The 13334-nt window shown below is 40.6% G+C and carries 14 protein-coding genes; 11 read left to right on the top strand and 3 right to left on the bottom strand.

Annotation, left to right across the window (positions count from 1 at the left end; genetic code table 11):
* Positions 1–132 precede the first annotated feature (132 nt).
* Both RM553_RS14915 and RM553_RS14910 read left to right on the top strand, forming a co-directional pair.
* Positions 133–372 (top strand): ribbon-helix-helix domain-containing protein, encoded by a 240-nt coding sequence (locus tag RM553_RS14915; protein WP_311535744.1) that lies wholly within the window; start codon positions 133–135, stop codon positions 370–372.
* Positions 365–652, top strand: coding sequence for a type II toxin-antitoxin system RelE/ParE family toxin (locus RM553_RS14910; protein WP_311535743.1), 288 nt, complete (start codon positions 365–367; stop codon positions 650–652). The genes RM553_RS14915 and RM553_RS14910 overlap by 8 nt, the downstream gene beginning before the upstream one ends.
* A gap of 2 nt (positions 653–654) precedes the next feature.
* Here RM553_RS14910 and RM553_RS14905 read toward each other — a convergent pair whose 3' ends face one another.
* A complete protein-coding gene (locus RM553_RS14905; RefSeq protein WP_311535742.1) occupies positions 655–1014 on the bottom strand; it encodes a YraN family protein in 360 nt (119 codons plus the stop codon).
* Positions 1015–1083: 69 nt separating this feature from the next.
* Complete coding sequence (locus RM553_RS14900) at positions 1084–1488, bottom strand: hypothetical protein (protein ID WP_311535741.1); 405 nt, start codon at positions 1486–1488, stop codon at positions 1084–1086.
* Between the two features lie 339 nt (positions 1489–1827).
* Here RM553_RS14900 and metG point away from each other — a divergent pair, with 339 nt between their 5' ends.
* The 7 genes from metG (at position 1828) to RM553_RS14865 (ending at position 10856) form a co-directional block, all read left to right on the top strand.
* Complete coding sequence (gene metG / locus RM553_RS14895) at positions 1828–3909, top strand: methionine--tRNA ligase (RefSeq protein ID WP_311535740.1); 2082 nt, start codon at positions 1828–1830, stop codon at positions 3907–3909.
* A gap of 239 nt (positions 3910–4148) precedes the next feature.
* Positions 4149–4469, top strand: a complete 321-nt coding sequence (locus RM553_RS14890; protein WP_311535739.1) for a GIY-YIG nuclease family protein — start codon at positions 4149–4151, stop codon at positions 4467–4469.
* Between the two features lie 185 nt (positions 4470–4654).
* Positions 4655–5557 carry a histone deacetylase family protein gene (locus RM553_RS14885; protein ID WP_311535738.1) on the top strand — a complete coding sequence of 301 codons (903 nt, stop codon included), beginning with the start codon at positions 4655–4657 and terminating at the stop codon, positions 5555–5557.
* 95 nt (positions 5558–5652) lie between these two features.
* A complete protein-coding gene (locus tag RM553_RS14880) occupies positions 5653–7419 on the top strand; it encodes a glycoside hydrolase family 9 protein (protein WP_311535737.1) in 1767 nt (588 codons plus the stop codon).
* A gap of 152 nt (positions 7420–7571) precedes the next feature.
* Positions 7572–7841: a DUF4212 domain-containing protein gene (locus RM553_RS14875; protein WP_311535736.1), complete on the top strand. Its 270-nt coding sequence runs from the start codon at positions 7572–7574 to the stop codon at positions 7839–7841.
* Positions 7842–7865: 24 nt separating this feature from the next.
* Positions 7866–9638 (top strand): sodium:solute symporter family protein, encoded by a 1773-nt coding sequence (locus RM553_RS14870; protein WP_311535735.1) that lies wholly within the window; start codon positions 7866–7868, stop codon positions 9636–9638.
* A gap of 117 nt (positions 9639–9755) precedes the next feature.
* On the top strand, positions 9756–10856 hold the full coding sequence (locus tag RM553_RS14865) for a GAF domain-containing protein (protein ID WP_311535734.1): 1101 nt from the start codon (positions 9756–9758) through the stop codon (positions 10854–10856).
* Between the two features lie 255 nt (positions 10857–11111).
* On the opposite strand, the gene RM553_RS14860 is transcribed toward RM553_RS14865, so the two are convergent.
* Entirely contained in the window at positions 11112–11444 is a 333-nt protein-coding gene (locus RM553_RS14860) for a single-stranded DNA-binding protein (protein ID WP_311535733.1), read from the bottom strand.
* A gap of 374 nt (positions 11445–11818) precedes the next feature.
* Here RM553_RS14860 and RM553_RS14855 point away from each other — a divergent pair, with 374 nt between their 5' ends.
* Positions 11819–12058 carry a HigA family addiction module antitoxin gene (locus RM553_RS14855; protein WP_432271466.1) on the top strand — a complete coding sequence of 80 codons (240 nt, stop codon included), beginning with the start codon at positions 11819–11821 and terminating at the stop codon, positions 12056–12058.
* Positions 12059–12268: 210 nt separating this feature from the next.
* Positions 12269–13330, top strand: coding sequence for an AmmeMemoRadiSam system protein B (gene amrB, locus RM553_RS14850; RefSeq protein ID WP_311535732.1), 1062 nt, complete (start codon positions 12269–12271; stop codon positions 13328–13330).
* Positions 13331–13334 lie beyond the last annotated feature (4 nt).

Here is a 13334-nt window from a genome sequence, read left to right as displayed (position 1 = left end):
TCAGTGTCAGCTTAAATTTAAAAAAACCGTCTCTGCTAAATTGGGACGGTTTTTTCATTCTATAGGCTCTATTCCTAAGCATTTCTTGTACATGATTCTTTTCTGATGTACTTTTACATCAAACAAAATGCAATGGCAAGACAAAGTATATCATTTACAGAACCCAATGATGAATGGTTAAAAGCTCAGGTGGACAACCAGGAGTACTCCAGTAAAAGTGAGCTAGTTAACGATTTAATTAGACAAGCCAGAAAACAGCAAGTCCAGATAGACTGGGTTAGGGCAAAACTGGAAAAAGCAGAAAATAGTGGCTTTACCAGTAGCAGTAAGGAAGAAATTATAAAAGACTCAAAGTCCTTACTTCATGGCTGAATACCGCCTGAGTAATACTGCTAAAGAAGATCTTATTAGAATTCACCATTACGGCGTCAAAAGATTTGGAATAAAACAAGCCGATAAATACCTGAATACTCTTTTTGATTATTTTGAAATAATTGCTCAACGACCATTTTCATTTGAGTCTGTCAATTTTATTAAAAAGGGATACAGACGTTGCGTTTGTGGGTCTGAAAGTATTTTTTACAGAATGAACAATAATGTTGTGGAAATAATGGTGATAGTTGGCAGACAAGACTTAAACAGCATTCTTTAATTCTAAAAATAATAGAATGCATCCTTTAAATGCTCAATTTTAGTACCTGATTTATTCTTAATAATCGCCACAATATCAAAGCGAATCTCAAGATCGAGTTCCTGCTCTTCCGCAAAATGATCCACAGCCTTAAGTAATTGCTGAATCTGTTTCTTTTTTACAAATTCCTGGGGATCTCCAAAATCGGGGGTACTCCTGGTTTTTACTTCAACTACCACGAGTTCTTTTTCGGTGCGCGCAATAATATCCACTTCCGCCTTTTGGTAAGTAAAGTTACGGGCAACAATGGTGTACCCGTTCTTTTCCAGAAACTCGGCGGCAAGATCTTCCCCGCTTTTTCCAAGCAAATTATGCTTTGCCATTTCAGTAGAATAAGAAAGGTGAAGATAAATATTATTCTACTGATTTTAAGATAATTAAAACAAATATTTTCATTGCTTTTTAAGCACCACCGCCTGTACTTTCAGATTCATATCTTTAATTTCCTGGGGAGAGGCTTTTACAATTTCATCTCCGTAAAACCTATCGGCAGGCTCGTTTTCAGGGCCAAGAAAAATATTAAGGTGGGAATTTTCCAGTTTTCCGCCGTTCCAAACCACAGCGCCACTGTAGTCCCAGCCAAAACCATAAAAAGAAACAGGCTTGCCATTTAAATTTGTTAATTCATCATATGTAGTCCCTACTTTTATACCCGAAGCTGTTTTCCATTTTCCATCTTCTGAAAACCTGATATCATAAACCCCGGAATCATCCCTCTTCCAGGTAATCACCAGTTCATCACTAGTTTCAGGATAAAGAATGGTATAAGGACGCCGCTTAGTACCTTCATCATACATCCCTTCACCTTCTTGAATGTTGGCATCGGGATAGATTTTGCCAATTTCAGATGCTGAATAATTCAGAAGATTTTCAGCAACAAATTTGTCTGACGTGCCGGAAGTTGCTTTTTTTTGTGCTGTTACAGGAAAAAAGCCCTGTAATCAGAAATAAAAACAATAATTTTTTCATAATTAGATTTTTCCGCCGGAATTATAATATTCCGACTCCTTTCAAAAAGGAATTAACCGGACTAAAATTAGAAAGTATTCCCTGACCCCAAGGGTCTTTTACAAGAATTTAACGCGTTTTATATAGCAGTTGCTTACCTTTACACGCTTAAAAATATGACGATATAAATGAATAATTCTCCAGAGAGATATACCATAACCGCCGCCCTACCCTACACTAACGGCCCCATACACATAGGCCATCTTGCAGGGGTTTATGTTCCTTCAGATATTTACGCCAGGTACTTAAGAATGCATGGCCAGGACGTGGTTTTTGTTTGCGGTAGTGATGAGCACGGAGTGCCAATCACCATTAAAGCCAAAAAAGAGGGTGTCACCCCACAAGATGTTGTGGATAAATATGACGGGGTCATCAGGAAGTCTTTTCAAGATTTTGGTATTTCTTTTGACAATTATTCGCGTACATCAGCAAAAGTGCACCATGATACTGCTTCGGAATTCTTCAAAACCATGTTCGAAAATGGCAAATTTATAGAAGAAACCACCAAACAGCTCTATGATGAAGAAGCGGGGCAATTTCTTGCCGACAGGTTTGTTATCGGAACCTGTCCAAAATGTGGAAATGAGGAAGCCTACGGAGACCAATGCGAAAGCTGCGGAACATCCCTGAATGCAACAGACCTTATCAATCCAAAATCGGCTATTACCGGTGCCACTCCAACTTTAAAAGAAACAAAGCACTGGTTTTTACCTTTAGACCAATATGAAAACTGGCTGAAGGAATGGATTCTTGAAGGCCATAAAGCCGACTGGAAAACGAACGTTTACGGCCAGGTGAAATCCTGGATCGATGACGGCCTGCGTGCCCGTGCCGTAACCCGTGACCTGGATTGGGGAATTCCCGTGCCCGTGGAAGGAGCCGAAGGCAAGGTACTTTATGTATGGTTTGATGCGCCAATTGGCTATATTTCTTCTACCAAAGAATGGGCAGAGAGAGAAGGAAAAAACTGGGAACCTTACTGGAAAGATGAAAACACGAAACTGGTACACTTTATAGGAAAGGATAATATTGTTTTTCATTGCATCATTTTCCCGACCATGCTCAAGGCGCACGGCGATTTTATTTTACCTGACAACGTGCCTGCCAATGAATTTTTGAACCTGGAAGGCAAAAAGCTTTCCACCTCAAAAAACTGGGCGGTTTGGCTGCATGAATACCTTGAAGATTTTCCAAATCAGCAGGACGTGTTGCGTTATGTCCTGACCGCCAATGCGCCGGAAGCGAAGGATAACGATTTTACCTGGAAGGATTTCCAGGCTCGAAACAACAATGAACTGGTGGCCATATTTGGCAATTTCATCAATCGCGTGGTGGTTTTGACCAATAAATATTACGGCGGAATTGTTCCTGAGCCAAATGAATATTCTGAAGTTGACGAAGCTACGATTGCCGAACTGAAGGCCTATCCTTCTGTAATTGCCAGTTCTATTGAAAAATACCGTTTTCGTGAAGCACAGGGGGAACTGATGAACCTGGCCCGCCTTGGGAACAAATATCTTGCCGACGAAGAACCGTGGAAGCTTATTAAAACCGATGAAGAACGGGTAAAAACCATTATGTATGTGGCCTTACAAATCGCTTCAGCACTTTCTACCTTAAGTGAGCCATTTTTGCCATTTACTTCAGCAAAACTTCGTGAAATATTAAAAATTACAGAAGCACCCGTGGCTAATGGCGAAGAAGCGGAATGGGACCGGATTGCCACCAAAAAATCCCTGCTGGAAGCGGGGCACCAAATAGGAAAAGCGGAATTGCTATTCAGCAAAATAGAAGATTCAGAAATAGAAAAACAATTAGCAAAATTGGAAGCGACAAAATCCCTTAACGAAGCCGAAAATAAGAAAGTGGAGCCACAGAAGGATATTGCCACTTTTGAAGATTTCACCAAAATGGACCTTAGGGTGGGAACCATTCTCGAAGCCCATAAGATGCCTAAAACCAAAAAACTGATGGTGATAAAAGTAGACACCGGCCTGGACAAAAGAACGGTAGTTTCCGGTATTGCCGAGCATTTTAAAGCCGAAGAAATCATTGGCAAGAAAGTAACAGTTTTAGCCAACCTCGCCCCCAGGAAATTGCGTGGCGTAGAAAGTGAAGGCATGATTTTAATGACTGAAAACGCTGAAGGGAAACTGGTTTTTGTAAATCCTGATGAAGCCGGGGTGGAAAATGGAGCTACGATAAATTAGTTCTCGACTGCGCTCGAACTGACGAACCTCGACTGGGCCCGAATTAAAAAACTTGATTTCATTTGAAAATGACAAACTGGAAAGTTCTCGAAATGCCAACAAATGCATGCGGGCTCACAGAAACAAATGTGTTGAAACTGACTTAATAGGACAACTTTCTTTTTCCTATATTTAATTCACTAATAGCAGTAATGTCTCCCCGAGCGCAGTCGAGGGGTCTGTTATTCAATGAGCCAAATATGAAATTGTATTATGTCTATATTGTCGAGTGCAGTGATAAATTGCTCTATACCGGAATAACCAATAATATTACAAGAAGGCTGGCAGAACATAATTCAGCTCTCAATCAAAATAGTTATACGTACAAGAGAAGACCTGTGCAGTTAATATTTCATCAAGAATTCAATGATGTAAATCAGGCAATTTATTTTGAAAAGAAGATAAAGAAATGGAGTGCACAAAAGAAAAGGGCACTTGCAAAGAACGATTTTGACATGTTACAGATATTAGCCGAATGTAGGAATGCTACCCATTTTAAATATAAGCCCGGAGATGATTAGTTCTCGACTGCGCCCGAACTGACAAAATCGACTGCGCTCGAACTGATAAAATCGACTGTATTTGAAATAGCAGAAACTAAATCTTAAATTCTCTCAAGTAAATTCCTATGTCTCCCCGAGCGCAGTCGAGGGATTGATTTAAACTAAAATCTTCTAATTTAGATTTTAAAGTTTTAAACAAATTAATGCTCAAAATAGCCTATCACCCCATCTACAAACACCCTTTGCCGGAAGGACACCGTTTCCCGATGGAAAAATATGAGCTATTGCCAAAACAACTCCTTCATGAAGGCACCTGTACGGAAGAAAATTTCTTTCAACCCCGAATTCCGCAGGAAGAATATATTCTTGCCGTTCATGATAAAGATTATTATTTCCGGTTAAAGAACCAGGAACTGAGTCCCCGCGAAGTAAGAAAAACCGGGTTCCCGCTTTCAAAAGCATTATACGAAAGAGAAATCACCATTGCAGACGGCACGATGAAATGTTGCCATTTTGCCCTGGACCACGGAATTTCCTTCAACATCGCCGGCGGCACTCATCATGCTTATTCCAACCGCGGGGAAGCCTTTTGCCTCCTAAACGACCAGGCCATCGCCGCACGTTATCTTCAGAAAAAAGGTTTAGCTAAAAAAATCCTCATTGTTGACCTGGACGTACACCAGGGAAACGGTACTGCCGAAATTTTTGAAAATGACGACTCTGTTTTTACCTTTTCCATGCACGGCAAAGGCAATTATCCCTTCAAAAAGGAGAAATCTGATCTTGATATTGAAGTTCCCGACGGCACAGGTGATGAAGAGTATCTAAAAATTTTAAAAAGTACATTGCCCAATCTTATTGAACAGCAAAAGCCGGACTTCATCTTTTACCTCAGCGGCGTTGATATTCTGGAAAGTGACAAACTGGGAAAACTTTCCTGCAGTATTGAAGGCTGCAAAGAACGGGACCGATATGTGCTACAAACCTGCCACGATCTACATATTCCCATACAATGCAGCATGGGCGGAGGCTATTCTCCCGATATTAGAATTATCCTGGAAGCGCACGCCAATACTTACCGGCAGGCGCAGGAGATTTATTTTTAGTTGGGAGATTCCAGCAATAAGAGTGAAATTCCTGCTGTTATATTACTAAAGAAGCTTAACTTTAAAAGCTCAATTTCAGCAAAAGCAAAGACAAAATGAATTTCATTAAAATTTTCACCTTTTTACTGGTAGTATCTTTTTCCTCTTTGTCGGTTTCAGCCCAGGAAGTATCTTCAGAAAAAGCTTCCGCCGAAATAAGATTAAACCAGGTGGGGTTTTATCCTGAAGGTCCAAAAACCGCTATTGTTGTAGACACCAATGCTGAAAATTTTTCAATACAAACCAAAGGGAACCGTGAGGAAGTATTTTCGGGTAAACTAAGCAGTGCCAAAAAGTGGCCGCATAGTGGCGAACTTGTAAAGCAGGCCGATTTTAGTTCCTTCAGCTCACCTGGAAATTATGTGTTGTATGTTCCGGGCACTGGTTATAGTCATCCTTTTAAAATTGAACAAAACGTACATCTGGCTCCCGCGAAAGCCAGTTTAAAAGCCTTTTATTTTCAAAGGGCTTCTACCGCGCTGCCGGAAGAATATGCGGGACAATGGGCAAGAAAAGCGGGACATCCAGATGATAAGGTGAAAATTCATAATTCAGCCGCAACAAAAAACCTGCCGGCAGGCTCCACAATATCCAGCCCCAAAGGCTGGTACGATGCCGGGGATTATGGAAAATACGTGGTAAACAGCGGGATCACCATGGCGACTCTTTTTTCCCTTTACGAAGATTTCCCCCAGTATATGAAAAACCTGGAGCTCAACATTCCTGAAAACAACAATACTATTCCTGATATTCTTGATGAAACCCTGTGGAATCTACGTTGGATGATGAGCATGCAGCATGAAGATGGCGGCGTGTATCATAAACTAACCAGCGCAAATTTTCATCCCATGTCCATTCCTTCTGAAGCAAAACTGCAGCGTTGGGTAGTGCAAAAAAGCACAGCAGCCACGCTGGATTTTGCTGCCGTTACCGCGCAGGCTTCCAGGATTTTTAATGAATATAAGGAAGAGCTGCCTGGACTTTCTGATTCTCTTTTGGTGATGAGCAAAAATGCCTACCAATGGGCTAAAGAACATCCTGAGCAATATTATAATCAGCGTGAACTTAAAGATCCGGCTGTAAGCACAGGCGCTTATGGGGATGGCAATGTTGAAGATGAATTTCAATGGGCGGCGACAGAACTTTTCATCACCACCGGAAATAAAAAATATTATGAGGAAGCTTCAATAGAAGAAGATTTAGATTCCTTTCAAATTCCCTCCTGGCCTAATGTTAATACCCTGGCACTTTATTCCCTGCTCAGGAACCAGGAGAAATATCAAGGTGAAAATATAGTAAATATTGATGCCATTGAGAGGCGTGTGTTAGCAATGGCAGACGAATTAGCAGAGTACTCCCAAACTTCGGCATACGCCGCTCCTATGGGGGTAAAAGATTCCGACTTTGCCTGGGGAAGTAATTCTCAGGCAGCCAACCAGGGCATCCTTCTTATAAACGCCTACAGCCTCACAAAAAATAAAAAATATCTTGATGCCGCAATTGCTAACCTGGATTACCTGCTGGGTAGAAACGCCACCGGCTATTCTTTCTTAACCGGTTACGGGGAAAAATCAACTAAACATCCGCACCACCGGCCATCAGAAGCAGATGGCATTGAAGATCCTGTTCCGGGATTGCTGGCAGGAGGGCCAAATCCAGGCCAGCAGGACAAAGGCGGCTGTGAGAATTTATATACTGAAAAGCATCAATATCCCGCCACATCTTACATAGATGAAAGCTGCAGTTATGCCAGTAATGAGATTGCCATAAACTGGAACGCGCCCTTTGTATATTTAGCCAATGCTATTGAAGCTCTAAGGTAAAAGCAGGGATTTTCCAATTTCTCAGAATCTTCTAACGAGACTTTCTTTCAATTTTTAATAAGAAAGATCATCTATTTCTCTTTCATAATTGAAAAAGTTATCAATATTTAACAATAATATTATATATTAGATAAAAATATTGCTTCTTTAAAATGAACAACAGCAGGAATGCCCATAGTTATTGGAGGAAAAACAAAAAGTACCTGCTTATTCTTTTAAGTATTTGGTTCATTGTTTCTTTTGGTGCAGGAATCCTTTTTAAAGATTACCTGAATAATTTTCACCTGGGAGGCTTTAAACTCGGTTTTTGGTTTGCGCAACAGGGTTCTATCTACGTGTTTGTCATTTTGATATTTGTATACGTGAGATTGATGAATTCCCTTGACAAAAAATTTGGCTACAGTGAAGATGATACCAATTAAATCCATTCAATTTATTCTTGGCTTATGAGCATTCAGGTCTGGACCTGGCTGCTGGTCGGGATTAGTTTTGCACTGTATTTTGGAATTGCTATCTGGGCACGTGCGGGATCTACCAAAGAGTTTTATGTTGCCGGCGGCGGAGTTTCCCCTCTGGCCAATGGTATGGCCACCGCTGCCGACCGGATGAGCGCGGCTTCTTTTATCTCCATGGCCGGTATCATCTCCTTTAGCGGCTACGATGGTTCAGTTTATCTTATGGGCTGGACCGGCGGATATGTGTTGCTGGCATTATTACTTGCTCCATATCTACGGAAGTTTGGCAAATTTACCGTTCCGGATTTTATAGGAGACCGGTATTACTCCAATACCGCCAGGACAGTTGCCATAATTTGCGCCCTCATTGTTTCTTTTACATACGTGGCGGGGCAAATGCGCGGGGTTGGAATTGTATTTTCACAATTTCTGCAGGTAGATATTACCATGGGAGTAGTCATAGGAATGGTGGTTGTGCTGATCTTTGCTTTTTTAGGCGGAATGAAAGGCATTACTTATACCCAGGTAGCACAATATTGTGTTCTGATCTTTGCCTTTATGGTGCCAGCTATTTTTATTTCTATCCAGATGACGGGCAATCCCCTGCCTCAAATAGGCATGGGTGGGAGGGTTGAAGACGGTACTTTTCTTCTGGAAAAACTGGACAACTTGCATACACAGCTCGGGTTTACCGAATACACCTCCGGCACAAAATCTACCTGGGATGTTTTTGCCATTACTCTGGCCTTGATGGCAGGAACTTCGGGTCTACCGCATGTAATTGTAAGGTTCTTTACCGTGCCTAAAGTGCGGGATGCCAGGAAATCTGCAGGCTGGGCATTGTTGCTTATCGCCATTCTTTATACCACTGCCCCGGCGGTTGCCGTTTTTGCGCGTACCAACCTTATCGAAACGGTTAGTGAAACTCCCTACGAACAGATGCCGGAATGGTTTAAAAACTGGGAAAATACCGGCCTTATCGCATGGACTGATAAAAACAATGATGGAAAAATCCAGTATGTAGCTGGCGAAGCAGTGGAAGAGAAACCAAAATACACTGAAGAACGTGGCGCTTATGGGCAAAGACTGGTAAGCAATCCTACTAATGATGAAAACGAGCTTTATGTAGATCGTGACATTATGGTACTGGCAAATCCTGAAATTGCCCAACTTCCAAACTGGGTCATTGGATTAGTGGCCGCGGGAGGATTAGCCGCTGCCTTATCTACTGCCGCAGGACTTTTACTGGTGATTTCCACATCTATTTCCCATGATTTGCTGAAAAAACAATTAAAACCAGACATTAACGATAAACAGGAACTCTTAGCCGCAAGAATAAGCATTTTTGTTGCCGTTCTTATTGCAGGCCTTTTCGGGATTTATCCGCCAGGCTTTGTTGCCGCCGTAGTGGCATTGGCTTTTGGGCTTGCTGCGGCCTCCTTTTTTCCAGCTATTGTTTTAGGCATTTTTGATAAAAGAATGAATAAGGAAGGAGCGGTGGCCGGAATGGTAGTAGGCATTTCTATAATGCTTTTTTATATGATCCGTTTTAAAACGGGACTGTGGGGCATACTGGAACCTTTGCCTTCATCAGAATGGTGGTTCGGGATTTCTCCCGAAGGTTTTGGCGCTATAGCTATGTTTTTGAACATAGCAGTTTCATTAATTATTTCCAGGTTTACCGCAGCGCCTCCTGAAGAGGTTCAGGAAATTGTAGAAAATATTCGAATTCCCGGCGGTGCTGGGAAAGCCATTGATCATTAAAGCGACAAAAAAGATATTATTGATCAATTTTGTACAAAAACATACAACAGTATAATTTTCTGACGTATTGTTTTAACACGAAATTTTTATTTTTGATGCTTTTTAAATGCCCCAAAAATGAACGAAGAAGAACGCCTGCAGGAATTACTGGATTATAAGATTTTAGATACTGAACCCGATTCTGATCTTGACGAACTTGTGGAGATTGCTTCTGCAATCTGTGACACTCCTATCTCTCTTATTACACTTATAGATGATAAACGCCAATGGTTTAAGGCCAAAAAAGGTATTGAAGTAGAAGAAACCGATCGAAATGATGCATTTTGCAGATACAGTTTCGATAAACCCCACGAAGTATTAGTAGTGGAAGATTCTTTGAAAGATAATAGATTTAATACTAATCCCCTTGTTTTAGGAGATCCTAATATAAGATTTTATGCCGGGGCTCCTTTAATTACTCCTAAGGGGAATGTGATGGGAAATCTTTGTATTCTGGATAAACAACCGAGGAAAATCACCCGTTCCCAGCAAAGAGCGCTACAGTTATTAGCTAAGAAAACAATGGACAACCTCAATAACAGAAAGAAAGTCCTTGAGCAGGATAAAACTATTGAGGCTAATATTTCCCGTTTAAAAAAACTTACCAATCAGGCCCCTGGCACTATTTATCAGTTTGAAATGAGTCCCCAAGGCCACTACCGTTTTACCTTTATAAGCGAGGGAATACATGAGGTTCACCCCATTTTAGCCCCGGATATTCTAAAAAGTGATGCTAACAAAATCTTTGAAGCAGTACATCCGGCAGACCTTGACTTTGTTTTGGAAAGCATTAGAATTTCAGCGGAAGAACTTAGCTTGTGGGACATTGAATTTCGTGTGTTACTGGACGGCAGGACATCCTGGCAAAGAGGAATTTCCCGTCCTGAAAAACTTGTGGACGGTACAATTGTCTGGTACGGCATGTTCCAAAACATAAACAGGATCAAAGAATATGAGCAGGCACTGGAACAAATTTCCTTTGACATCTCCCACATATTAAGAAGGCCAATCACCACCATTCAGGGCCTTACAGATATCATTCAACAGGAAAAACTGGACGAAAAAGCCTTCAAAAAATATTCAGCCTTAATTAAAGAGGTTTCTGAAGAACTGGACGTTTTTACCCGCCGGTTACATACCACCTATGCCGAAAAGCATAAAAGGATCGGCCGCCGCTAAATTCTGGCACTCTCTATTTTTTTAGTAACCATGGCCGCTATTTGATTTTCAATAATAATTTCTTCAGGCACACATTAGCCTATACCTAAAGGTTCAGTACTGCAAATGCGAAAAAGCAGCTCGAAAACAAATGCGGGAATTCCTGAAAAATTCTCCGGCTTCTTCAGGAAAGGCAGGCAAAAAGCCTTTCCTCCAGGAACGGGTTCAGGAGGAAAAGCTTTCCATTATCATAGAAACACATTTTTTGTAACCGATTTACTTTCCAAGTAAGAGCAGTTCCCTGCAAATTACTTCAGTAATATAGCGTTTTTGCCCTTCCTTATCCTCATAACTTCTGCTGGTTAATTTCCCTTCTATGCCAACTTCTTTCCCTTTGGGAACAAAGTTTTCAACAAGTTCGGCGGTCTTGCCCCAGGCCACTATATTGTGCCATTGGGTATCGGTAATTTTTTCCCCTTTGGCGTTTTTGTAACTTTCGTTAGTAGCGATAGAAAATTTTGCCAGTTTCTTTCCGGATTCCAGGTTTACGATTTCAGGATCATTACCTACATTGCCAATCAATTGTACTTTGTTTCTTAGAGTGCTCATAACTATAGAATTTATTGCAGCTGAAAATCATTAGTTCATTTCAACGAGACAAACATAAAGCAGTACTTTGGCAGTATTCGTCTGGTAATTATTTGTTTACGTTTATATCCGTTTATAAACGTTTAAGGAATAGAATATTTCTACAAGAATGGGTTAAGTCGCTAATTTATCGTGCTTGGAACTTCTAATCTTTTAAGTTAGTATCGTGAAATAGATTAAACTATATATAATGGAGAATGATGTTTAAATAGGAAAATGAAAATGCCTGTGAAGTTCCCATTGTTGATTACCATTAATCCTAAAAAAAGATATAAAGATGGAAAAAGTAGAAAATACATCCTGGAGAAGTTTTAAAAGAAGAGTTTTTAGATCCAATGGAAATTACTGCATACAGACTTTCCAAAGAAACTTTTATTCCGCAGACAAGGATAAGTGAAATCATAAAAAAGAAAAGAAGAATAACTGCAGATACAGCTCTTCGACTTTCAAAATATTTTGGTACAACTGCAAAGTTTTGGTTAGGATTACAAGATGACTATGATTTAGAAGAAGAAAAATCCTTAAAAGAGGAAGAGTTCAACAACATAAAACCCTTACAAAACAAACCAGCCTAACAGCGGTTCATCACTAATTACCGGGTTGTAGAAAAAGTGTATTTTTAAGATCAGGAAAGAAACCGGTTAAGCCGGAAAGTCCGCATCCCTAATCCCACAGCAAACAGGCTATCAAACATCCTAAAAACAAATTTTGCTTTAGCTCTTTCGGCTTTACAGCCATGCTTCTGAATCCTAAATTTTATTATCTTCCTGTTTTGACCAATTAAGATGAAAACCAAGAAAACCTTTTTACTTTTCCTGAAGCTGATATTGCTTACTTCAGCTTATAACCTTAGCGCACAAAAGATCCGTACACAAACAGATACTATTGGATTTGCCCAATACAAGTGGCAAATGGACAGTATTTTTTCCCGTATGGCTGATGATGATAAGCTTCAGACGGATGAAATCTACAAAGCAGTAATTTCCCCACATGACGATTACTCCTATGCGGCGGGATTATATAATAAAACACTTGCAGGCATAAAAGCCAATACCATTATTTTGGTTGGGGTGGCACATAAAGCCCGTAATTTCGACCTTCAGGATAAAATAATTTTCGGCTCTTACCAAAAATGGAAAAGCCCTTATGGAAACATTGAAGTTTCACCAATTCGGGAAAAATTAATTCAAAAATTGCCTCCACAGGATTTTATGGTTCATGACAGTATGATACAAACCGAACATGCCCTGGAGGCCATTACGCCTTTCCTCAGCAAAAATAATCCTGACATAGAAATAGTCCCTCTGCTGGTGCCTTATATGAAATACAGTGATATGCGGCAATTTGCCGGAGACCTGGCAGGCGCGCTATATCAAATTATGCAGGAAGAAAATTTGCAGTACGGGAAAGACGTCGCGGTGGTGATTTCTACAGATGCCATACATTATGGAGATGAGGACTGGGGAGGAAGTAACCTTGCTCGCTACGGAACAGATAGTTTGGGAACTGCAAAAGCCAGGCAAAAGGATCTTGATATTAGCAAAGAACTTCTTAGCGGAACAATCGATAATGAAAAAATAAAAGATTTCACCAAAGCCACTGTTCAGGAAAAAAATTATAAAGAATACAAATGGACCTGGTGCGGACGGTATTCTGTACCCTTTGGATTACTTCTGGCTAATAACCTCAACCTGCTCCTCGATGGAAATCCGCTATACGGAAAGAAAATAGATTACCGAAGCAGTATTCACAATCCTCATATAGAAGTTAAAGATATAGGTATGGGAACCACCGCACCGGCCAATACACACCATTGGGTAGGTTATGTGGGAATGGCGTACGAATAAAATT

Source organism: Autumnicola tepida, assembly GCF_031846485.1.
Lineage (GTDB): Bacteria > Bacteroidota > Bacteroidia > Flavobacteriales > Flavobacteriaceae > Autumnicola > Autumnicola tepida.
The sequence above is the reverse complement of the archived record's forward strand: the minus strand, read 5'-3'. Positions and strand labels throughout refer to the sequence as shown.

Bases quoted from the DNA above. Each gene is read 5' to 3' on its own strand.
- RM553_RS14890 (WP_311535739.1), top strand. From the start codon at position 4,149: ATGAAATTGTATTATGTCTATATTGTCGAGTGCAGTGATAAATTGCTC.
- RM553_RS14870 (WP_311535735.1), top strand. From the start codon at position 7,866: ATGAGCATTCAGGTCTGGACCTGGCTGCTGGTCGGGATTAGTTTTGCA.
- RM553_RS14865 (WP_311535734.1), top strand. From the start codon at position 9,756: ATGAACGAAGAAGAACGCCTGCAGGAATTACTGGATTATAAGATTTTA.
- amrB (WP_311535732.1), top strand. From the start codon at position 12,269: ATGAAAACCAAGAAAACCTTTTTACTTTTCCTGAAGCTGATATTGCTT.
- RM553_RS14855 (WP_432271466.1), top strand. From the start codon at position 11,819: ATGGAAATTACTGCATACAGACTTTCCAAAGAAACTTTTATTCCGCAG.
- metG (WP_311535740.1), top strand. From the start codon at position 1,828: ATGAATAATTCTCCAGAGAGATATACCATAACCGCCGCCCTACCCTAC.
- RM553_RS14900 (WP_311535741.1), bottom strand. From the start codon at position 1,488: ATGTATGATGAAGGTACTAAGCGGCGTCCTTATACCATTCTTTATCCT.
- RM553_RS14880 (WP_311535737.1), top strand. From the start codon at position 5,653: ATGAATTTCATTAAAATTTTCACCTTTTTACTGGTAGTATCTTTTTCC.
- RM553_RS14860 (WP_311535733.1), bottom strand. From the start codon at position 11,444: ATGAGCACTCTAAGAAACAAAGTACAATTGATTGGCAATGTAGGTAAT.
- RM553_RS14910 (WP_311535743.1), top strand. From the start codon at position 365: ATGGCTGAATACCGCCTGAGTAATACTGCTAAAGAAGATCTTATTAGA.
- RM553_RS14915 (WP_311535744.1), top strand. From the start codon at position 133: ATGGCAAGACAAAGTATATCATTTACAGAACCCAATGATGAATGGTTA.
- RM553_RS14875 (WP_311535736.1), top strand. From the start codon at position 7,572: ATGAACAACAGCAGGAATGCCCATAGTTATTGGAGGAAAAACAAAAAG.
- RM553_RS14905 (WP_311535742.1), bottom strand. From the start codon at position 1,014: ATGGCAAAGCATAATTTGCTTGGAAAAAGCGGGGAAGATCTTGCCGCC.
- RM553_RS14885 (WP_311535738.1), top strand. From the start codon at position 4,655: ATGCTCAAAATAGCCTATCACCCCATCTACAAACACCCTTTGCCGGAA.